Below are 20,096 nucleotides of genomic sequence, written 5' to 3'. Positions count from 1 at the left end.
TAGACTGAAGGCCTACGCGCATCGTGGAGTTTCGCGTGACCCACCCGAAAGCATTCCCGCTGTCGCCGCTGTCGGCATTGCAGTTTTATGCGACGGCGCCCTATCCCTGCAGTTATCTGCCGGAACGCACCGCGCGCTCGCAAGTTGCCACGCCAGGACATCTGATCAATTCAGATGTCTACACGGAGCTGGTGGGAGCGGGATTCCGGCGCTCGGGCGTGTTCACCTACAGACCATACTGCGAAGGATGCAGGGCCTGCGTCCCGGTGCGCGTGGTGGTGGATGGCTTCACACCGAACCGCACCCAGCGGCGTGTATGGAAACAGCACGGCAACCTCCACGCGAAAGCCGATCCGCTGCATTTCGATGAACATCATTACGCGCTTTACACGCGCTATCAATCGCTGCGACATGCCGGCGGCGGCATGGATCGCGACAGCCGCGAACAGTACGATCAATTCCTGTTGCAAAGCCGTGTGAATTCACGCCTCGTTACTTTTCATGATCCGGGTATCGAAGGCGCGCCGCTCCGCATGGTGAGCATCATCGACATTCTTGGCGATGGACTGTCGGCGGTGTACACATTTTACGATTGCGACATGCCTGGCACCAGTTTCGGAACCTACAACGTGATCTGGCAAATCGAACAGGCGCGGCGGTTAAACCTGCCCTACGTCTATCTGGGATATTGGATCGGCGAAAGCAAGAAAATGGCATACAAGGCTGCGTTCCACCCGCTGGAAGCGTTTATCGATGGAGCATGGCGCCCCTTCGATCCGACGACGGACGCATACCCGTCGATCCACGGCCAAACAGATCAAGATGCAACGGCGCGTTAGCCGCGAGCATAGACGGCGTATCGAAGCGACAGGCAACGGCGAGCCGCCTTGCTTTTTTATACGCAGCGGTGTTCAGTGGGCCTAGAATAGCGCGTTTCCGTCCCTCTCCTTCGCATCGTGCTCAGTTCCCTCTATCCGTTTGCCCGTCAAGCTCTGTTCCGTATGGACGCCGAGACGGCCCACCACCTGACCCTCGCCGCATTGGGCGCGGCAGGACGCACCGGCATTGCCGGCTGCCTGGGAGGGGCCCCGGTTCGTGCCCCGGTCAAGGTGATGGGGCTGACATTCAGCAATGCGGTAGGTCTGGCGGCCGGATTGGACAAGGACGGCGCGGCTATCGACGGCTTGTCGGGCCTCGGTTTTGGTTTCATCGAAGTGGGCACGGTCACACCCCGAGCACAGCCGGGCAATCCCAAGCCGCGGATGTTCCGCATCCCGGAAGCCGAAGCGCTGATCAACCGGATGGGTTTCAACAATGCCGGGGTCGACCGTTTTATCGCCAACGTACAGGCAGCGCGCTGGAAAGGCGTTCTGGGATTGAATATCGGCAAGAACGCCGCCACGCCAATCGAACGAGCGGTCGACGATTATCTGTTCTGCCTGGACCAGGTCTATCCGTTCGCCAGTTATGTGACGATCAACATTTCATCACCCAACACGAAGAACCTCCGCCAACTCCAAGATGCCGAAGCACTCGACGCACTGCTCCGCGCCCTGACGGAACGTCGTCGCGCGCTGTCCGACATGCACGGCAAACACGTCCCGCTGGCCCTGAAAATCGCGCCCGACCTCGACGAGGAAGGCATTCAGCAAATCGCGGACAAGCTCGTCCAGCACGGCATCGATGCCGTGATCGCAGGCAATACGACGCTGTCGCGTGACGCCGTCCAAGGTTTGCCACATGCCGAGGAAGCGGGAGGACTGTCCGGGCGTCCGGTGCGCGAAGCGTCCACCCGCATTATCGCGGCGCTGCACGCGCGGTTGCAGGGTGCCGTGCCGATCATCGGTGTCGGCGGTATTTTCAGTGCACAGGATGCCTTGGAAAAATGCAACGCGGGGGCGTCGTTGGTGCAGTTGTATTCCGGCTTGATCTATCGCGGCCCGTCGCTGGTGCGCGAATGCGCGGCGGCCATCGCGGCACGCGGCTAATGACCGCATCGTGGCGATTTGAGATAAGTCGCTATTTTTCCGGCTTGCGGTAAGCGTTTCGGACAGTGCATTCCACGATATGATATGCCTATCGTCCTGATGCGAGTTTCGATGAACGGTTTTCCGCCCGCCCCCAATGTGCCGCTTCCTGGCGCATCTTCCGATCCCGACCGTCCACTCGGTGGTGCCGTCAATACCGGCGCACTGCCCGAGCATCACGACGCGCCAGGACTAGTCGGACGCGCGCAGGGTGGATCGGCGGGGGATGGCGGCGCGCGTACGTCGATCCAGGTCATCGATCGAATGCTGCGCTTGCTTGACGCGTTGGCGTCAGAAAGCGATTCGGTCAGTTTGAAGGATTTGTCGGCGATGACCGGCCTGCATCCGTCCACGACACATCGCATCCTCAACGACATGCTCGTCGGACGGCTGGTGGATCGCGCGGAGCCAGGCGCATATCGACTCGGCATGCGCCTGCTGGAGCTGGGCAACTTGGTGAAAGCCCGTCTCTCGGTGCGGGAGGCGGCAATTGGTCCCATGCGCGAACTGCACCGAGCAACCGGTCAGACAGTCAATCTTTCCGTACGACAAGGCGACGAGATCGTCTATGTCGAACGTGCGTTCAGTGAGCGTTCCGGCATGCAGGTAGTGCGGGCGATTGGCGGACGAGCGCCGTTGCACTTGACCTCGGTGGGCAAGCTTTTTCTCGCAAACGACGACATCACGCGCGTACGAGCGTATGCAACCCGCACCGGCCTGGCAGGGCACACGGCGAACAGCATCACCGACCTGAGCAAACTCGAACGAGAGCTGCAGTGGGTACGCGAGCACGCCTGCGCACGCGACAACGAAGAGCTGGAAGTCGGGGTGCGCTGCATCGCCGCAGGTGTCTTCGACGACACCTCGCGACTGGTGGCCGGATTGTCGCTTTCCGCACCTGCAGATCGCCTGCAGGAATCATGGATTGCCCAACTGGGAGAGACCGCCGGCAGAATCTCCCATGCGCTGGGCTATGTTGGCGATCGCTCTTAGGCCGTTTCAGGGAAACACGCTGCCGCGCCTCCCTCAGGTCCCCGGATGATTCGTATCGGCGCTGGTCACGCGCTGGATCGCACCGGTTTGAATCAACCAGTCCCGCACCCGTTGCGCATCCGCCACGCGCGAATACTTGCCAACGGAGTCGAGCAATACCATCACGACCGGACGCTGGTGGATCGTCGTCTGCATGACGATGCATTCACCTGCCTCATTGATGAAACCCGTTTTTTGCAAACCGATATCCCAGGTGGCGTTATGCACCAAGGCATTCGTGTTGGCGTAATGCAAACGGGTGCGGCCGGTGTTCACGTCGTATGACGGCCACGTCGAGAACTGGCGAATCATCGGATACTTTGTCGCCGCTTCCACCATCTTGACCAGATCCTGCGCGGTGGAGACGTTGTGGAAATTCAACCCGGTCGGGTCTTCGAATTTCGTATTCGTCATTCCCAGCGATTGCGCCTTGCGGTTCATCGCCTCGATAAACGCCGGGCGGCCGCCAGGGTAATAACGACTCAGCGCCGCCGCCGCACGATTCTCGGACGACATCAATGCGATATGCAGCATGTCCTCGCGGGACAGCCGCGAACCCACCGACAGACGCGAGCCAGACCCCTTTTCATAGTCCCGGTCCTCGTCGGTGACCATCAGCGTATCGGTCAATGGCTGCTTGGCATCCAGCACCACCATCGCCGTCATCAATTTGCTGATTGACGCGATTGGAACCACCGATGTGGAATTGCGGTCCAACAGCGGCGCCGACGTGCTCTCATCGACTACATAAGCAATCGACGAGCGCAGGAACGGGCCATCCTGAAGACTGTCGTGCATGCGGAATGCATGCGCGGTGGCGGCGTGCGAAGGCGCGAACGCCACCCCGTGCACGCGGCAACGCGTGACGCGTGAGGCCGTCTTGGCGCGCGTCGACGTCGCCCGCACGGAGGCCTTGACGATCTTCGCACCACCGCGCGAACGCCCGGTATTGCCGACATGGTGGACAGGATGCTGGACAGAGGCGGCGGCGTTCGTGGTACCGGCCGCATGCGCGTAGCGGGTGGCAAAAAGCCCCGTTCCCACTACCGCGGCGTACGTCAACGAAACGGCCAACGACGCCGAAAAGGAAGCGCGTACGGTTGCAGCGAGATGGCGCGCAATGCCGTGACGGGCTTCCAAGAAAACATTCGGGATCTTCATGCAGTAAAGAAGGAGAAGATTGGACACCGCGAAAAGGGCTTTTCACGATTGTCAATAAGTGTACGAGCGATAGTAAATTAACGCAATTAGATACTTAGGCCCCTTCGTTAAAGTACCACCTGCGGCGAATTCGCGTTGGTTGCCGCACAACACCCCTCAATTACGGCCTGCCAGTAAGCCGCATCATTTTGAACAGCGCTCGTTTGAGTCATCCGTTCGATCGTTTTACCCTATTTTTTAAGTACTCATTTTTTTCTTGCACTTTTCTGTAACTCTACTAGACTGCAATTGCTGCGCTGCGACATTTTACCGCCGGCATCGATAAATGGGGCTACACACCACGCATCGAATGTCGGCCAGATACCCGCAAGCCCTACTGGATGAGGCGTAGCGGGTGCAACAGGCAGATGACGGGCGGCCACCCGGCGCAGCATGAGGCCCGTTTCAATGGGTGGTGTGAAGTGGAGACAAGACGATGACGATTTTTCCGGAACAGCTGGCGAATGCTCATAAGCACCAAGTCGATGTCTGGTTTGGTCTGGCCGCACAAGCCTACGCTGGCGCCGATAAGCTGCTGCAGTTGAACACGGCGGCCGCGAAGGCCTTGCTCGAAGACGGGCATACGCATGCGAAGCAATCGCTGGACGTCCAGGACCCGCGTGAATGGTTGGCGATTCAGGGTGCGGCGGTGCAGCCGTTGACCGAGAAGGCGACGTCGTACGCACAACAGGTGTACCAGATCCTGACGGCGACCAACGCCGAGTTTGCACGTGCCATCGAGACGCAAGCGGAAGCGCAGCAAGCCCGCACCGAGCAAATTCTCGATAGCTTCTCGCGCAACGCGCCCGCAGGCTCCGAGACGGCGGTTGCCGCTGTGAAGTCCGCGCTGAACGCACAGAATGCTGCTTACGAAAGCGCCCGCAAGGCGGCCAAGCAGGTAGTCGATCTGGCCCAGTCGAACATCGACGCCGTGACCGCGGCGGCCGTGCACACCAGCCAACAGGCCGCGGCCGCGACGCATCGCACCGCCAAGGCATCGAAAGCAGCCTGATAGCGCGACGCGCCGCTTTCACGCGGCGCCCTGGCACTGCCATCGCAAGAAACAAATAAGCGACCCGCCGAGAACACATTCCGACTTCACGCCAGCCTTGGGGGAGAATGTCGGCCGTTCACGGCGGGTCGCTTTTTTTACGACAACCTGAAGTTCAGCGCTTAGGCTTGCTTGGCGGCAAGTCGGTGCAGACGCCCTCGAACAGTTCTGCGGCCATTCCGACCGATTCACCCAGCGTCGGGTGTGGATGGATCGTCTTGCCGATGTCCGCGGCATCCGCGCCCATCTCGATGGCCAGGCACACTTCGCTGATGAGATCGCCTGCATTCACGCCAACGATGCCTCCCCCGATGACCCGGTGCGTTTCCTCGTCGAACAGCAGCTTGGTAAAGCCCTCATCGCGACCGTTCGCAATCGCACGTCCAGAAGCCGCCCAAGGGAACACCGCGCGGCCGTACTTCACGCCCTCGGCTTTTAATTGGTCCTCGGTCTTGCCGGCCCATGCCACTTCCGGGTCCGTGTAAGCGACGCCTGGAATCTGCAACGCGTCGAAGTAGGCCTTTTCGCCATGTGCCGCTTCGGCGGCCACGTGACCTTCGTGCACGGCTTTGTGCGCAAGCATCGGCTGGCCGACAATATCGCCGATGGCGAAGATATGCGGGACGTTGGTGCGCAATTGCTTGTCCACGTCGATGAAGCCGCGATCAGTGACTGCCACACCGGCCTTGTCGGCATCGATGCGCTTGCCGTTTGGAGAACGCCCCACCGCCACCAGCACCAGATCATAGGCCTGCGCCTCGGTCGGTGCGCCTTCGCCTTCGAATTTGACGTAAATGCCGTCATCGCGCGCTTCGGCCGACACCGTCTTCGTCTTCAGCATCACGTTCGCGAAACGCTTCGCATTGTGCTTCTGCCAGACCTTGACCAGGTCGCGGTCCGCGCCGGCCATCAGGCCGTCGAGCATTTCGACAATATCGATCTGCGCGCCCAGCGTCGAATAGACTGTCGCCATTTCCAAGCCGATGATGCCACCACCGATGACCAGCATCCGCTTCGGAATCTGGCGCAGTTCCAACGCCCCGGTGGAATCCACCACGCGTGGATCATCCGGCATGAACGGCAACTTCACCGCTTGCGAACCGGCTGCGATGATCGCCTGCTTGAACTTGACAACCTGCTTGCCGTCCTTGCCCGCCACTTCCACGTGGTTCGGATCGAGGAAGCGCCCCACGCCCGTCAACACCTTGACCTTTCGCGCCTTCGCCATGCCCGCCAAACCACTTGTCAACTTGGCGACCACAGACGACTTGAAGCCACGCAATTTATCCAGATCGATCGTCGGCTCGCCGAAGCTGATGCCATGCGATGCCAGCGACTTGACCTCTTCTGTCAATTGCGCCGCGTGCAGCAGCGCCTTCGACGGGATACATCCCACGTTCAGGCAGACGCCGCCAAGCGTGTCGTAACGCTCGATCATCACCGTCGACATGCCGAGATCGGCAGCCCGGAACGCGGCCGAATAGCCGCCGGGACCCGCGCCGATCACCAGCATATCCGCTTCCACGTCGGCCGCTCCGCTAAAACTGCCCGCGCTCGGCACCAACGCCGGCGACGCTGGCTTTGCTGGAGCAGAGGCCGCCTTCGTTGGTGGTGAGGCTGCGGTCTTCGATTCCAACGCACCGCCGTCACCGGCTTTACCACCCGTGGCCGCAGCGTCGAGCACGGCGATCACGGTGCCTTGTGAAACGGTATCACCCACCTTGACGCGCAATGCCGTGATGACGCCTGCGGCGTCAGCCGGTACGTCGATCGTCGCCTTGTCGGATTCGAGCGTGATCAAGGACTGCTCCAACGTCACCGAATCGCCAACCTTCACCGAGACTTCGATGATGGGCACGTCCTTAAAATCGCCGATGTCCGGGACTTTGATTTCTACCTGACTCATATTCGTCCCCTTACAGAATCACGCGACGGAAATCGGCCAGCACCTGCGCCAGATAGGCATTGAAGCGCGCGGCCTCCGCGCCATCGATCACACGATGGTCATAGGACAGCGACATCGGCAACGTCAGGCGTGGCACGAATTGCTTACCATCCCACACCGGCTTCATCGCGCCGCGGCTGACACCGAGAATCGCGACTTCCGGTGCATTGATGATCGGCGTGAACGATGTCCCGCCAATTCCACCGAGCGACGAGATCGAGAAACAGCCGCCTTGCATCTGGTCGCCCTTCAACTTGCCGTCTCGGGCGAGCTTTGCCAGATCCGACGTTTCCTTGGCGATTTCGAGGACCCCTTTCTTGTCGGCATCCCGGACCACCGGCACGACGAGACCATTGGGCGTATCGGCTGCAAACCCGATATGGAAGTACTGCTTGTAGACCAGGTTGTCGCCGTCCAGGCTGGCGTTGAACGTCGGGAACTTCTTCAGGGCCGCAACCACCCCCTTGATCAGGAAAGCCAGCATCGTGACCTTGACGCCCGACTTCTCGTTTTCCTTGTTCAGCGCGACACGCAGTGCTTCGAGGTCGGTGATGTCCGCATCCTCGTTGTTCGTCACGTGCGGAATGCGCACCCAGTTGCGGTGCAGGTTCGCACCCGAAATCTTCTTGATTCGCGACAACGGCTTCGGATCGATCGGGCCGAACTTCGAGAAGTCGACCTTCGGCCAGGCGAGTACGTCGAAATTGCCGGCGCCGGCCGATGCAGTGACGGCGGCCGGTGCGGCGGACGCCCCGGACATGACACCCTTTACATAACCGCGCACATCGTCCTGCGTGATCCGGCCCTTCGGCCCCGTGCCATTGACGCGACCGATGTCAACGCCCAACTCACGCGCAAACTTCCGCACCGAAGGACTTGCATGACTGAGGCGCGAGGAGCCCACCGGCGGGATGGCCGGAGCCTCTGCCAACGCGGACGGTTTGTCGTCCGATGTTCGTGCTGGCGACGCGGCTGCCGGTGCCGGCGCGGACGCCGTAGCGGCCGGCGCAGGCGATTCCGCCCTGGCCGCCGGCGCGGCGGGGGCGTCACCCGCCAGCACGACGATCAGCGTGCCTTCGGCCACTTCGTCCCCCACCTTGACGTGAATCGCCTTGACCGTTCCCGCAGCGGGGCTCGGCACATCCATCGTCGCTTTATCCGACTCCAGCGTCACCAGGGACTGCTCGGCCTCGACGCGGTCGCCTACCTTGACACCGATCTCGATGACCGGGACACCTTTGTAGTCGCCAATATCCGGTACCTTGACTTCGATGTCCTTCGCACCGCCAGCCGGTTGCCCTGCATCCGCGGGCTTTGCCGCGGATGGAGCACTCGCCTTCTCCACCGGCTTCTGCGCCGCCGGTTCGGCCGCCTTTTCCGCGCCCTTCGGCGCGGCGGCCGCGCTGCTTTCCAGCGTTACGATCAACAAGCCTTCAGACACCGAGTCGCCTTGCTTGACATGGACCGCCTTCACGGTGCCACCAGCAGGGCTCGGCACGTCCATCGTAGCCTTATCGGATTCGAGCGTCAGCAGGGACTGCTCCGGTTCGACGACATCACCCGGCTTCACCAGCACCTCGATAACCGGCACGTCTTTGTAATCGCCGATATCCGGCACCTTGACTTCGATCGCTTGACTCATTTCTGGCGTTACTCCCAGTACCCGTGTTGCGCAACGGTCTGCGGCATGCGGTAAAAAGGGGCGATGGCCTGCCTAGCAGGCCAGCACCCCGCTTCGATCATTTCAACCTTCGGCGCGGGGGCGCGCCGGCGCGTCAGACCGTCATCGGATTCGGCTTTGCCGGGTCCAGCTTGTACTTCTTCAAAGCCTCGGCGACCTTGCCGCGCTCGATTGTGCCTTCGTCAGCCAACGCCTTCAGCGCGGCAACCGTCACCCAGTAACGATCGACCTCGAAGAAGTGGCGCAATGCTTCTCGCGTATCCGAACGACCGTAACCATCCGTCCCCAGCACCACATAACGGCGCGGCACGAAGGCCCGAATCTGCTCGGCGAAGGCGCGCACATAGTCGGTCGCGGCAATCACCGGACCTTGCGTGGGCGCCAGCAACTGTTCAACGTACGAGACGCGGCGCTCCGCAGTCGGGTTCAACAGGTTTTGACGTTCGGCAGCCTGACCTTCACGGGCCAGTTCGGTGAAGCTCGGCGCGCTCCAGAGGTCGGCCTCCACGCCCCAGTCTTCCTTCAACAAGCCGGCCGCGGCGATTACCTCGTTGAAGATCGTGCCGCAACCCAGCAACTGCACACGCGGCCCCTTCGACTCGGCACCCTTGCGGAAGGCGTACATGCCCTTGATGATGCCATCCACCACGCCCTCCGGAATCTCCGGATGCTCGTAGTTTTCGTTCATCAACGTCAGGTAGTAATACACATCTTCCTGGTTTTGCACCATCCGGCGCAGCCCGTCCTGGATCACCACGGCCACTTCATAGCCGAAGGTCGGATCGTAGCTGACGCAATTCGGGATGTGCGCGGAGAACATGTGCGAATGACCGTCCTCGTGCTGCAACCCTTCGCCGTTCAGTGTCGTACGTCCAGCGGTACCGCCCAGTAGGAAGCCACGGGCACGCATGTCGCCTGCTGCCCACGCCAGGTCACCGATACGTTGGAAACCGAACATCGAGTAATAGATGTAGAACGGAATCATCTGCTCGCCATGCGTCGAATACGCCGTGGCCGCCGCAATCCAGTCGCTCATCCCGCCCGCTTCGTTGATCCCTTCCTGCAGGATCTGACCCGTTTCCGATTCCTTGTAGAACATCAACTGATCGCTGTCTTCCGGCACGTACTTCTGGCCATCCTGATTCCAGATACCGATCTGACGGAACAGCCCCTCCATGCCGAAGGTCCGGGATTCATCCGGTACGATCGGCACGATGCGCTTGCCGATTGCCTTATCCTTCAGCAGGATATTCAGCACGCGAACGAACGCCATCGTCGTCGAGATCTCGCGACCCGCGCCCGTACCCTTGAGCAGTGGCTCGAAAACCGATATCTCAGGCGTCGGCAACGACTCGGCCTTACGACGACGCGCTGGCAGATAGCCGCCCAGCTCGGTTCGACGTTGCTGCATATAGGCCAGTTCGCGTGAACCTTCCTCGAACTTCAAGTACGGCACATTGCCGATGTCCTCATCGCTGATCGGCAAGCGGAACTGATCACGGAAGCGCTTCAAGGCCTCCACCGGCATCTTCTTCTGCTGGTGGGTGATGTTCATCGCCTGGCCGGACTCGCCCATGCCATAGCCCTTGATGGTCTTGGCCAGGATGACCGTCGGCTGCTTGTTCGCCTTCGTCGCCGCGTCATACGCCGCGTAGATTTTGTGCGGATCGTGGCCGCCACGGTTCAGATTCCAGATGTCGTCATCAGACCAATCCGCCACCAACGCTTTCAACTCGGGCGTGTTGAAGAAATGCTCACGCACGAAAGCACCGCTCTCGGACTTGTATGTCTGGTATTCGCCGTCGACGACTTCCATCATCCGGCGCATCAGTGCGCCCGTCTTGTCGCGTGCGAACAGTGCATCCCACCGGCTGCCCCACACCACCTTGATGACGTTCCAGCCGGCGCCACGGAACTCGCTCTCCAGCTCCTGGATGATCTTGCCATTGCCACGGACCGGACCGTCTAGGCGCTGCAAATTGCAGTTGATCACGAAGACGAGATTGTCGAGCTTCTCGCGGCCGGCCATGCCGATCGCGCCCAACGATTCGGGCTCATCGGTCTCACCATCGCCAAGGAATGCCCAGACCTTGCGGCCGGCCGTCTTGACGATGCCGCGTGCTTCCATGTACTTCATGAAGCGCGCCTGGTAGATCGCCATGATCGGACCCAGACCCATCGACACGGTGGGAAACTGCCAGAAATCCGGCATCAGCCAGGGATGCGGGTACGACGAGATACCGTTGCCACCCACTTCCTGACGGAAGTTGTTCAGTTGCTCCTCGGTCAGACGGCCGAGCAGGAACGCCCGCGAGTACATGCCCGGCGACGAGTGACCTTGGAAGAAAATCAGGTCACCGCCATGTTCCGGGGACGGCGCGTGCCAGAAATGATTAAAGCCGACGTCATACAGCGTGGCCGCCGACGAAAAAGAAGCGATATGCCCCCCGACATTCGTGTCCTTGCCGGCGCGCAGCACCATGGCCAGCGCGTTCCAGCGGGTGTAGGAGCGAATACGGTGTTCCAGGTCCTGGTCGCCCGGAATCGGCGTCTGCTGGCTGACGGGAATCGTGTTGATATACGGCGTGTTTGCGGAGAACGGAAGATGCTCACCATGCACCCGTGCAAATTCGATCTGCTTTTCGATCAGGTAATGCGCGCGCTCCGGACCGGCCGCCTTCAGCACGCCTTCCAGCGCTTCCAGCCATTCACCGGTTTCTTGACGATCATCGTCGTTCTCGGCCGCAACGTATTTGATCACTTCCTCTGGCACTGCGGACATGGCTGTCTCCTCAAGATCGCGTCCCGCCCGACTGGACGAAGCACGCTGCCGGCGACGCGGCATACGCTCGCAACCGCATAGGCCATGCCTATGCGCACGACGCGCGCGCCCGCACGAAATGCCGACAAACGGTGCGGATTGTACGAAGCCCCCGCGGACAAGGCAACGACAATTTTCAAATTGCGAGATCGTTTTTCACAATGTGAAAAACTTTTGCAACGCAGCAGATTGTCTTCTTCCCATGCAAGGGACCAACCGGCCATTTTTCGCGTTTTTTTTGTGAAAGACCCTCCGTTCTGATCCTAATGCGACATTGCCAGCGTGCCGTGCTGGGCTACAATCCGTACATGTTGACGAAACGATTGTTGGCTCGCCTTCTCTCCCGCTCGCACGGATTCGCGTTCCCGCGCGGAGCACAGGAATCGCGCGGCGTTCGCGCATCCTGGCGCGCCGCTGCCTACCTTTACACGCCGCTTCTGTCGATTTTCGTATTCCTGTTCGTGATGGGACTGATCTTCTGGACCCTGACGCGGCGTGAGGAGCAGCAGAAGGAAGATACCTTGTATCGCAACGTGGCCTGGGCGCAGCAACAAATTCGTCTGTCCCTGACGAATACGCAGGATCAGGTAGCCGCATTGGCACGCGACATCGGAATCGGCCATGTCACGTCGGCGGCACTGGATGCGCCGGCCCAGGACATCCTGTCGAGCCATCCGGAGATCATCGCCTTGCGGTGGCTGAGTCCAAACGGCGATGTGCGCTGGGACGCAATGCCACGCCCCCCCGTTGCGCCCCCTTCCACGGTAGACGCTTCCTCGCAACCGACGACCTCAAACTTGCCCTTGGGCCAAATGGGCGGCAGCGGCGCGTTCACCGCGAGCAGCGTCGACGCGCGTGGCCGAGACGCCGCCGATCGTCCTGCTAGCGTTCCAGCGGCATCCATGCCCGCAGGGCCGGCATCCGGCGTCAACGCAATTGCCGGGGGCCGGACAGCTACAAACGCAACGAACAAAGGCTGGCAACCTCCGCGCGTACTGCCACCGTTGTCACAACCGCTTGCCGACGCATTGACGGAAGCGCATGAAAGCCGCCGTATCGGTTACTCCCCGCTCTTCTTCGATGCTACCGGTCATGCCTATTTGACCCAGCAGACACCCATCTTCGTCAATCGGACCTTTGTAGGCGCCATCGTCGTTGTTTTCTCGATCGATGGCATCCTCCACCGCGAACTGCCGAGCGAATTGTCGTCCCGCTTCAAGATTTCGATTCTCGATGCTGATGACCGGGAGCTGGCAAGTTCGTCGTCGCGGCCGCGCCTGGCACGCGACCCTTATCAGGATTTGCCGCTTGATCCGCCCGGCAACGGTCTTTCGGTTCGGGTTTACGCTTACGGCCAGCATGGCGGTGCGGCACTGTTGAATAATCGCCTGCTATGGCTCGTGGCCGGCATGTCGTGTTTCGTGTTGTGGAGCTTGTGGAGCGTGTGGAAGCACACGCGGCAGCGCTTCGTTGCCCAGCAACAGCTTTATGACGAGGCGTCGTTTCGCCGTGCAATGGAGAATTCGGTACTCGTGGGCATGCGCGTTCTCGACCTGCAAGGCCGCATACTGTACGTCAATCCGGCTTTCTGCCGGATGACCGGATGGGATGAGTCCGATCTGGTGGGCACGACGCCGCCCTACGCCTATTGGCCACCCGAAGCCTTCACCGAAATGCGGCGCCAGATCGACATGACGCTGCGCGGCAAGGCACCATCGAGTGGTTTCGAGATGCGCGTGCGGCGCAAGGACGGTTCGACGTTCCATGCCCGGATGTATGTATCACCGCTGATCGACGGGAGCGGCCGGCAAACGGGGTGGATGTCGTCGATGACCGATATTTCGGAACCACGCCGGGTCCGCGAGGAACTCACCGCCGCGCAGCAACGCTTCACGACGGTGCTGGAAGGACTGGATGCTGCGGTGTCGGTGCTGGCGACGGACGCCACCCAATTGCTCTATGCGAATCGTTACTATCGGCACATTTTCGGTTTGCGCCCGCAAGGGCATCTTGAACTGGCGAACACCCTCAAACGCGATGAAGGGGTCGCCGATGCCAACGACGAGAGTGGCGACGTCGGCCGTTCCGACTCGATCGACATGATCGATACCTACGCCGGCATGCCCGCGGCGTTCGGTAGCGAGGCCGACGATCCTGGTAGGGAATCGACTGTGTCCCAGGAGGTGTTCGTCCAAAGCGTGGATCGCTGGTTCGATGTTCGGCGTCAATATATCCAGTGGGTGGACGGTCATCTGGCGCAGATGCAAATCGCCACCGACATCACCGCGCGCAAGCTGGCCGAAGAGAATGCCCGGCAGCAAGATCAAAAACTGCAGTTTGCCAGCCGGTTGTCGACGATGGGGGAAATGGCCTCGTCGCTTGCCCACGAATTGAACCAGCCCCTGGCTGCGATCAGCAATTACTGCTCCGGGGCATCGGCAATGGTGCGAAACAATCGCGCAACGCCGGAAATGCTGCTTGGCGCGTTGGAAAAGACCTCGCAGCAGGCCATTCGGGCCGGGATGATCATCAAGCGCATTCGTGAGTTCGTTAAACGCAGCGAGCCCAAACGCAAGGAAGTTCGCCTCGGCGATATCGTCGCGGACGCCATTGGTCTGGCGGAAATCGAGACGCGTCGTCGCGGCGTGCGGATATCGACCGAAATGCGCGGCAACCTGCCCGCCATCTCGGTTGATCCGGTGCTGATCGAACAGGTCCTGGTGAATTTACTGAAAAATGCCGCCGAGGCAATGTCTGAAATGCGCGACAAAGCACCCCGCGCCACGACCGGCTCGCTCGACAACGTCATCCAACTCGTGGCGAGCAATGATGCGGACATGGTTCGTGTCTCGGTCATCGACCATGGGCCGGGCGTGGACGAAGCCAGCGCCGAGCGACTATTCGAGCCGTTCTACAGTACCAAGTCGGATGGCATGGGCATGGGCTTGAATATTTGCCGCTCCATCATCGAGTCGCACCGCGGGCGACTTTGGGTGGAGAATAACGTGAATGCCGATGGCAAGATTACCGGTTGTACATTTCACTGCACGCTGCCGATCGCCTCGGCACGGGCGCGCGATTTACATCAGGCGGACGCGTATCCTTTTTTGAATCCTACAACGCTACGGGAGAATCATGAGCAGCCAGCCGAATGAAGCCGAAACGGTATTTGTCGTCGATGATGACGAAGCGGTCCGTGACTCGTTGCGATGGTTGCTGGAAGCAAACGGATACGGCGTGCAGTGCTTCGCCAGTACCGAACGCTTCCTGGAAGCGTACGCACCGCGGCACGTTGCCTGTTTGATCCTGGATGTCCGGATGCAAGGCATGAGCGGTCTGGAACTCCAGGAGAAATTGCTGGACCTCGATCCACAGTTGCCGATCATCTTCGTAACCGGTCACGGTGATGTGAGCATGGCCGTTTCGACGATGAAGAAAGGTGCAAGCGATTTTATCGAAAAACCGTTCGATGAAACCGAATTGCTGCCGCTGGTAAAGGCAATGCTGGAACGCTCCCGCAATATGAATGTCGAGGCGGCGCAACATCGGGATTCGCTTGAGCGCCTGTCCAAGTTGACGGCACGTGAACAACAGGTGCTGGAACGCATTACGGCGGGTCGCCTGAACAAGCAGATGGCTGACGATCTCGGCATCAGCATCAAGACGGTCGAGGCGCATCGCGCCAATATCATGGAGAAACTGAACGTCAACACGGTCGCCGACCTGTTGCGTCTGGCCTTATCGGCCAAGCCCTGAGTGGATCGGCGCTGCGGCGATATATAATGAGGCCGTATCGCGCCGCGCAGCCTGCTGTCTCGCCGTGGTGATGCCGTTGCAGGCGGACCGTTCGAATCCGATGAAGCCGCGCTGGCGACAGTGTGGCTTCATTTGTTTTTGGATACCGCACAGGGGGCCGGCACGATGCCGAGCACGTCTCATGGCCGCCCCTGTCCGACCGTAATTGCATCACGTGGCAACGTGGCAGGACCTACCGCGCACCGTCTTTATTCTGACTGACCGTAACCATCCATGACCGCCACCCTGATCGACGGCAACGCCCTGTCCAAGAAACTTCGCGGCGACGTCGCAAAACGCGCCGCCATCCTGACCGCAGCAGGACATCAACCTGGTCTCGCGGTGGTCCTGGTCGGTGACAATCCGGCGAGCCAGGTCTACGTTCGCAACAAGGTCAAGGCCTGCGAGGAATATGGCGTGTATTCGCGCAAGATCGACCAGCCAGCGGATCTCAGCGAGGCGGCGCTTCTTGCACTGATCGACGAACTGAATCAGGATCCCGCGATCGACGGCATTCTCGTGCAATTGCCGCTGCCGCCACATATCGACAGTCACAAAGTCATCGAGGCGATTGCCCCCGAGAAGGACGTCGACGGCTTTCACGTCGCCAACGCCGGTGCGCTGATGACCGGCATGCCGTTGTTCCGTCCGTGCACGCCCTATGGCGTCATGAAGATGTTCGAGGCCTATGACATCCCGCTCTCGGGTGCCGAAGCCGTCGTCATAGGTCGATCCAACATCGTCGGCAAGCCGATGGCGATGATGCTGCTGGAAGCGGGCGCAACCGTCACCGTCTGTCATAGCAAAACCCGAAATCTCGCCGCGCACACGAAGCGCGCCGATATCGTCGTGGCCGCCACCGGGCGCCGAAATGTATTGACAGCGGATATGGTCAAGCCAGGTGCGACTGTGATCGACGTGGGCATGAACCGCGACAACGCGGGGAAATTATGCGGGGATGTCGATTTCGCCGGCATCGTTCCCGTGGCCGGCCATATCACACCGGTACCGGGCGGCGTTGGGCCAATGACGATTACCATGTTGCTGGTGAATACGATCGAAGCCGCGGAACGCAAGCAAGGCACGTTCTGAGACAATCCGCCTAGTTGAATTCGATCACCACCCAACGCCCGCGGCATCTTTTTTAGCGGGCGCGCGGGCACACAGCGGTACTGCTGAAAGGAGAAGGAAATGGCTGCTTCGACACTCTCGACCACGCCAGCGGCTCACGCCGATACGGCCCAGCCCAACCCGCTGATCGAACTCGGCCGCACCGCCGGCCTGCCCCGTTTCGCCGATATACGCGCCGAGCATGTCAGCCCGGCGCTGGACGTATTGCTGGAACATGCCCGCGCCGCCGTGGACGCGGCGATCGCGCCCGACACGCCCGCCACCTGGGCAACGGTCATCGATGCGTTGCAGGCAGGGACCGAACCACTTGGTCGTGCATGGAGCGTCGTCGGTCACCTGAGCGCGGTCGCCGATACACCCGCACTGCGTGCCACCCATGCGGAAAACCTCCCTCGCATCACCGAATTCTACGCGAGCGTGGGTCAGAATCTGGCCCTTTTCGAAAAGTACAAAGCGATCGATACCGCCGAAGGCGCAGCACTGACGCCCATCCGACGCAAGGTCCTCGACGATTCGCTGCGCGACTTTCGCCTGTCCGGTGCGGAATTGCCGGAAGCCAGCAAGCCGCGTTTTGCGGCACTGCAGGAGCGGCAGGCAAGCCTTTCGAAACAATTCTCGGATCACGTGCTGGATGCCACCAACACGTTCGCCCATTGGGTGCATGATCTAAGCGAACTGGCGGGCCTGCCTCAGGATGCAATCGACGCAGCGCGGGAGGCCGCCGATCGCGATCCCGAATCCGCGAAGCACGCTGCCGGCGGCAATGCGTGGAAATTCACATTACACTTCCCTTCTTACTTCCCCGTCATTCAATATGCGGACAATCGCGCCTTGCGTGAGATTCTATATCGCGCTTACGTTACCAGGGCATCGGAGCTGGGGCCGGAATATGGGCAGGGGCAGGCAGAGTGGGATAACACCGACAATATGCGCGAGCAGTTGACGTTGCGCGCGGAAGAAGCGCACATTCTCGGTCTGTCGAATTATGCCGAAGTGTCATTGACACCGAAAATGGCCGATACGCCAGCACAGGTCATCGCTTTTCTGGATGATATCGCTAAACGTGCCAGGCCGTATGCGCAAGCTGATTGGAACGCGTTACAACGTTTTGCCCGCGACCACGTCGGTATCGACGATCTGGCGCCATGGGACGTAGCCTACGTCTCGGAAAAACTGCGACAACGGCAATATGCGTTTTCCGAGAATGAAGTAAAGCAATATTTCCCCGAGCAGAAAGTCCTGAGCGGCTTGTTCGACCTGATTGAAAAGCTGTTCAACGTGCGCATCCGCGCGGATCAGGCACCGGTATGGCATCCGGATGTCCGCTTCTTCCGCGTGGAGTCGATGGATGCGGGTGCGCCGCGATTGGTCGCGCAGTTTTATTTGGACCTGTATGCACGCGAAGGCAAACGGGGGGGGGCGTGGATGGATGATGCACGCTCGCGCAAGCGCCGCGAGGACGGCACCACACAAACACCCGTTGCCTACCTGGTCTGCAATTTCTCGCCACCGGTAGGCGACAAGCCGGCGCTTCTGACACACGATGACGTGGTGACGCTTTTCCACGAATGTGGTCATGGCTTGCACCATATGCTGACCCGAATCGAGGAACCGGCTGTATCCGGCATCAACGGCGTGGAGTGGGATGCGGTGGAGCTGCCGTCCCAATTCATGGAAAACTTTTGTTGGGAATGGGACGTCCTGCAAACGCTGAGCGCCCACGTCGACAGCGGTGAAACCTTGCCGCGCACCTTGTTCGACAAGATGATCGCCGCCAAGAATTTCCAGAGCGGACTAGGTACGTTGCGCCAGATCGTATTTTCGATGTTCGATATGCATATTCATACCGACTTCGACCCGAGTGGTAGTGAGACAGTGAATGCGCTCGCACGTCGAATCAACGCGACCTATCACGTGGTCGAGCAGACACCGATCTCGCGTTGGCCAAACAGCTTCAGCCACGTTTTCGCAGGCGGCTATGCGGCGGGCTATTACAGCTATAAGTGGGCCGAGGTGTTGTCCGCCGACGCCTACTCTGCTTTTGAGGAAGCGGCCGGCGCCACCGGCTCCGTGGTTGATCCCGTGACGGGGCGTCGTTACCTGGAAGAAATCCTGTCGGTTGGTGGCAGTCGCGCGGCGATGAATTCGTTCAAGGCCTTCCGAGGCCGTGAGCCATCGATCGACGCCCTTCTACGTCATCACGGCATGGACGTGGATTTACCGGAGACGCAGCAAGCCTGATCGATTGGACCGAGCACCAGTTCCTTACACTGACTGGTGACTGGAGCGGCCATAAAATAAAAAATGCTGGGGAACAGGATAAACCTGTCACCCAGCATTTTTTCAATGAGGCGCTGTGCCTCTCGCCTGGAAAAATCGATTTACTGCCGAGAGCGCGCTATCGGTTGAACAGCCCCATCACCAGCGTCACCAGGAAGATCACAACGAAGATATAGAACAGAATCTTCGCGATTTCAGCCGCGCCCGCGGCAATACCACCGAAACCAAATACTGCCGCGATGATCGCGATGATAAAGAATATGACGGCATAACGCAGCATTGCACTTCTCCTCTTTGATGTTTGACTGATCATCAGCAATAAGCGTGCCTTGCGCTATTGAATGTCCAGGAAAGATGCGTCCAGCCCGTGATACCGATGTGGCTATCGCGTTTGCTGCATCCGATTGGCGCGGCCGAAACGCGCTGACCTCGGTCAGGCCGGTAAGGAATACCTGTTCTCTTATAAAAGACGCGGCGCGAATTGCAATGCCTCCAATCCACGTCTTGGCATGTCTGGGTTGGATCACGGCAGCGGTCATCAAGCGATACGTCAGTAACGCGTGACAGTTATTGCAACAGGCTTTCTGCTTCTTTCACATAGGGTCTCAACGTCTGGCACACCGTTTGCTCAATGACAGTTCGTCAGACCTCCACCAATAAAGAACAAGGAGCGTTACCATGTCGCAATCGATTCGCCACATCTCCGCATCCAGGGCTGTCCGTACACTGGGTGCCTTGGCATGCGCCGCCACGCTGGTCGGGACCGTTTCGGTGGCCTCTGCCGCGGATGCCCAGGGCACGAACGGGCCGACCAACGCATCGCCCTACACCTCGCCGAGTGCCGTGAACTCCGCACCCGGTACACACGCCAGCGGCACCCACGCAGAACGCAAGGCTGCCCGCAAGGCCTCGCGCAAGGTACATCGCGAACAAAAGAATGCTGAACTGAAATCGTTGGAAAAGAACGGCTATAACCCGTCGCAAAACGATCCGAAGTACCCGGCAAGCCTCCAAAACGCGGAGCGTAAAGCCGCCGGCCAACCAACGCAACCGGCAGGTCAATAAGCCCGGTGCGAGAGCGGCGCACCGGCGGTGGTTTCCTCGCCGGACAGTTACATACCAGGTAGGTAAAC

14 protein-coding genes are annotated in these 20,096 nt (G+C 60.1%); 9 read left to right on the top strand and 5 right to left on the bottom strand.

Translation table 11 applies throughout. The features are described from left to right. Positions 1-35: 35 nt before the first annotated feature. The 3 genes from SJQ66_RS22000 to SJQ66_RS21990 all read left to right on the top strand — a co-directional run bounded on the left by SJQ66_RS22000 (position 36) and on the right by SJQ66_RS21990 (position 3,020). The gene (locus SJQ66_RS22000; protein WP_024902434.1) at positions 36-839 is read left to right on the top strand and encodes an arginyltransferase; all 804 of its coding nucleotides are present in this window, start codon (positions 36-38) and stop codon (positions 837-839) included. 117 nt (positions 840-956) lie between these two features. After that, on the top strand, positions 957-1,988 hold the full coding sequence (locus SJQ66_RS21995; RefSeq protein ID WP_024902433.1) for a quinone-dependent dihydroorotate dehydrogenase: 1,032 nt from the start codon (positions 957-959) through the stop codon (positions 1,986-1,988). Between the two features lie 303 nt (positions 1,989-2,291). Continuing rightward, on the top strand, positions 2,292-3,020 hold the full coding sequence (locus SJQ66_RS21990) for an IclR family transcriptional regulator (protein ID WP_046154252.1): 729 nt from the start codon (positions 2,292-2,294) through the stop codon (positions 3,018-3,020). Between the two features lie 33 nt (positions 3,021-3,053). On the opposite strand, the gene pbpG is transcribed toward SJQ66_RS21990, so the two are convergent. Beyond that, complete coding sequence (gene pbpG, locus SJQ66_RS21985) at positions 3,054-4,220, bottom strand: D-alanyl-D-alanine endopeptidase (protein WP_320534547.1); 1,167 nt, start codon at positions 4,218-4,220, stop codon at positions 3,054-3,056. A gap of 475 nt (positions 4,221-4,695) precedes the next feature. On the opposite strand from pbpG, the gene phaP reads away from it, so the two are divergent. Next, the gene (gene phaP, locus SJQ66_RS21980; protein ID WP_024902430.1) at positions 4,696-5,271 is read left to right on the top strand and encodes a TIGR01841 family phasin; all 576 of its coding nucleotides are present in this window, start codon (positions 4,696-4,698) and stop codon (positions 5,269-5,271) included. A gap of 154 nt (positions 5,272-5,425) precedes the next feature. Here the strand turns inward: phaP and lpdA are convergent, their stop codons facing one another. The 3 genes from lpdA to aceE form a co-directional block, all read right to left on the bottom strand. Then, complete coding sequence (lpdA, locus tag SJQ66_RS21975; protein ID WP_024902429.1) at positions 5,426-7,216, bottom strand: dihydrolipoyl dehydrogenase; 1,791 nt, start codon at positions 7,214-7,216, stop codon at positions 5,426-5,428. Between the two features lie 10 nt (positions 7,217-7,226). Further along, positions 7,227-8,897, bottom strand: a complete 1,671-nt coding sequence (gene aceF, locus SJQ66_RS21970; RefSeq protein WP_024902428.1) for a dihydrolipoyllysine-residue acetyltransferase — start codon at positions 8,895-8,897, stop codon at positions 7,227-7,229. 133 nt (positions 8,898-9,030) lie between these two features. Continuing rightward, positions 9,031-11,718: a pyruvate dehydrogenase (acetyl-transferring), homodimeric type gene (gene aceE, locus SJQ66_RS21965; protein WP_024902427.1), complete on the bottom strand. Its 2,688-nt coding sequence runs from the start codon at positions 11,716-11,718 to the stop codon at positions 9,031-9,033. Between the two features lie 365 nt (positions 11,719-12,083). Here aceE and SJQ66_RS21960 point away from each other — a divergent pair, with 365 nt between their 5' ends. The 4 genes from SJQ66_RS21960 (at position 12,084) to SJQ66_RS21945 (ending at position 18,924) form a co-directional block, all read left to right on the top strand. Further along, positions 12,084-14,912, top strand: coding sequence for a PAS domain S-box protein (locus tag SJQ66_RS21960; protein WP_320534546.1), 2,829 nt, complete (start codon positions 12,084-12,086; stop codon positions 14,910-14,912). Continuing rightward, complete coding sequence (locus SJQ66_RS21955) at positions 14,893-15,513, top strand: response regulator transcription factor (protein ID WP_320534545.1); 621 nt, start codon at positions 14,893-14,895, stop codon at positions 15,511-15,513. Before SJQ66_RS21960 ends, SJQ66_RS21955 begins: the two co-directional genes overlap by 20 nt. Positions 15,514-15,786: 273 nt before the next feature. Beyond that, positions 15,787-16,644, top strand: coding sequence for a bifunctional methylenetetrahydrofolate dehydrogenase/methenyltetrahydrofolate cyclohydrolase FolD (folD, locus tag SJQ66_RS21950; RefSeq protein WP_320534544.1), 858 nt, complete (start codon positions 15,787-15,789; stop codon positions 16,642-16,644). Between the two features lie 99 nt (positions 16,645-16,743). Beyond that, positions 16,744-18,924, top strand: a complete 2,181-nt coding sequence (locus tag SJQ66_RS21945) for a M3 family metallopeptidase (RefSeq protein ID WP_320534543.1) — start codon at positions 16,744-16,746, stop codon at positions 18,922-18,924. A gap of 157 nt (positions 18,925-19,081) precedes the next feature. Here SJQ66_RS21945 and SJQ66_RS21940 read toward each other — a convergent pair whose 3' ends face one another. Beyond that, positions 19,082-19,243, bottom strand: a complete 162-nt coding sequence (locus tag SJQ66_RS21940; protein WP_024902422.1) for a DUF1328 family protein — start codon at positions 19,241-19,243, stop codon at positions 19,082-19,084. A gap of 398 nt (positions 19,244-19,641) precedes the next feature. Here SJQ66_RS21940 and SJQ66_RS21935 point away from each other — a divergent pair, with 398 nt between their 5' ends. Further along, positions 19,642-20,028 (top strand): hypothetical protein, encoded by a 387-nt coding sequence (locus SJQ66_RS21935; protein WP_024902421.1) that lies wholly within the window; start codon positions 19,642-19,644, stop codon positions 20,026-20,028. The last annotated feature ends 68 nt before the right edge of the window (positions 20,029-20,096 follow it).

Origin of the sequence: Robbsia andropogonis (assembly GCF_034047095.1) — a bacterium.
Lineage (GTDB): Bacteria > Pseudomonadota > Gammaproteobacteria > Burkholderiales > Burkholderiaceae > Robbsia > Robbsia andropogonis.
This window is presented reverse-complemented; position numbering and strand designations above follow the sequence as displayed.

Coding starts and splice junctions, on each gene's coding strand:
- lpdA (WP_024902429.1), bottom strand. CDS start 7,216: ATGAGTCAGGTAGAAATCAAAGTCCCGGACATCGGCGATTTTAAGGAC.
- SJQ66_RS21940 (WP_024902422.1), bottom strand. CDS start 19,243: ATGCTGCGTTATGCCGTCATATTCTTTATCATCGCGATCATCGCGGCA.
- SJQ66_RS21990 (WP_046154252.1), top strand. CDS start 2,292: ATGCTGCGCTTGCTTGACGCGTTGGCGTCAGAAAGCGATTCGGTCAGT.
- SJQ66_RS21935 (WP_024902421.1), top strand. CDS start 19,642: ATGTCGCAATCGATTCGCCACATCTCCGCATCCAGGGCTGTCCGTACA.
- aceE (WP_024902427.1), bottom strand. CDS start 11,718: ATGTCCGCAGTGCCAGAGGAAGTGATCAAATACGTTGCGGCCGAGAAC.
- SJQ66_RS21955 (WP_320534545.1), top strand. CDS start 14,893: ATGAGCAGCCAGCCGAATGAAGCCGAAACGGTATTTGTCGTCGATGAT.
- aceF (WP_024902428.1), bottom strand. CDS start 8,897: ATGAGTCAAGCGATCGAAGTCAAGGTGCCGGATATCGGCGATTACAAA.
- SJQ66_RS21945 (WP_320534543.1), top strand. CDS start 16,744: ATGGCTGCTTCGACACTCTCGACCACGCCAGCGGCTCACGCCGATACG.
- folD (WP_320534544.1), top strand. CDS start 15,787: ATGACCGCCACCCTGATCGACGGCAACGCCCTGTCCAAGAAACTTCGC.
- phaP (WP_024902430.1), top strand. CDS start 4,696: ATGACGATTTTTCCGGAACAGCTGGCGAATGCTCATAAGCACCAAGTC.
- pbpG (WP_320534547.1), bottom strand. CDS start 4,220: ATGAAGATCCCGAATGTTTTCTTGGAAGCCCGTCACGGCATTGCGCGC.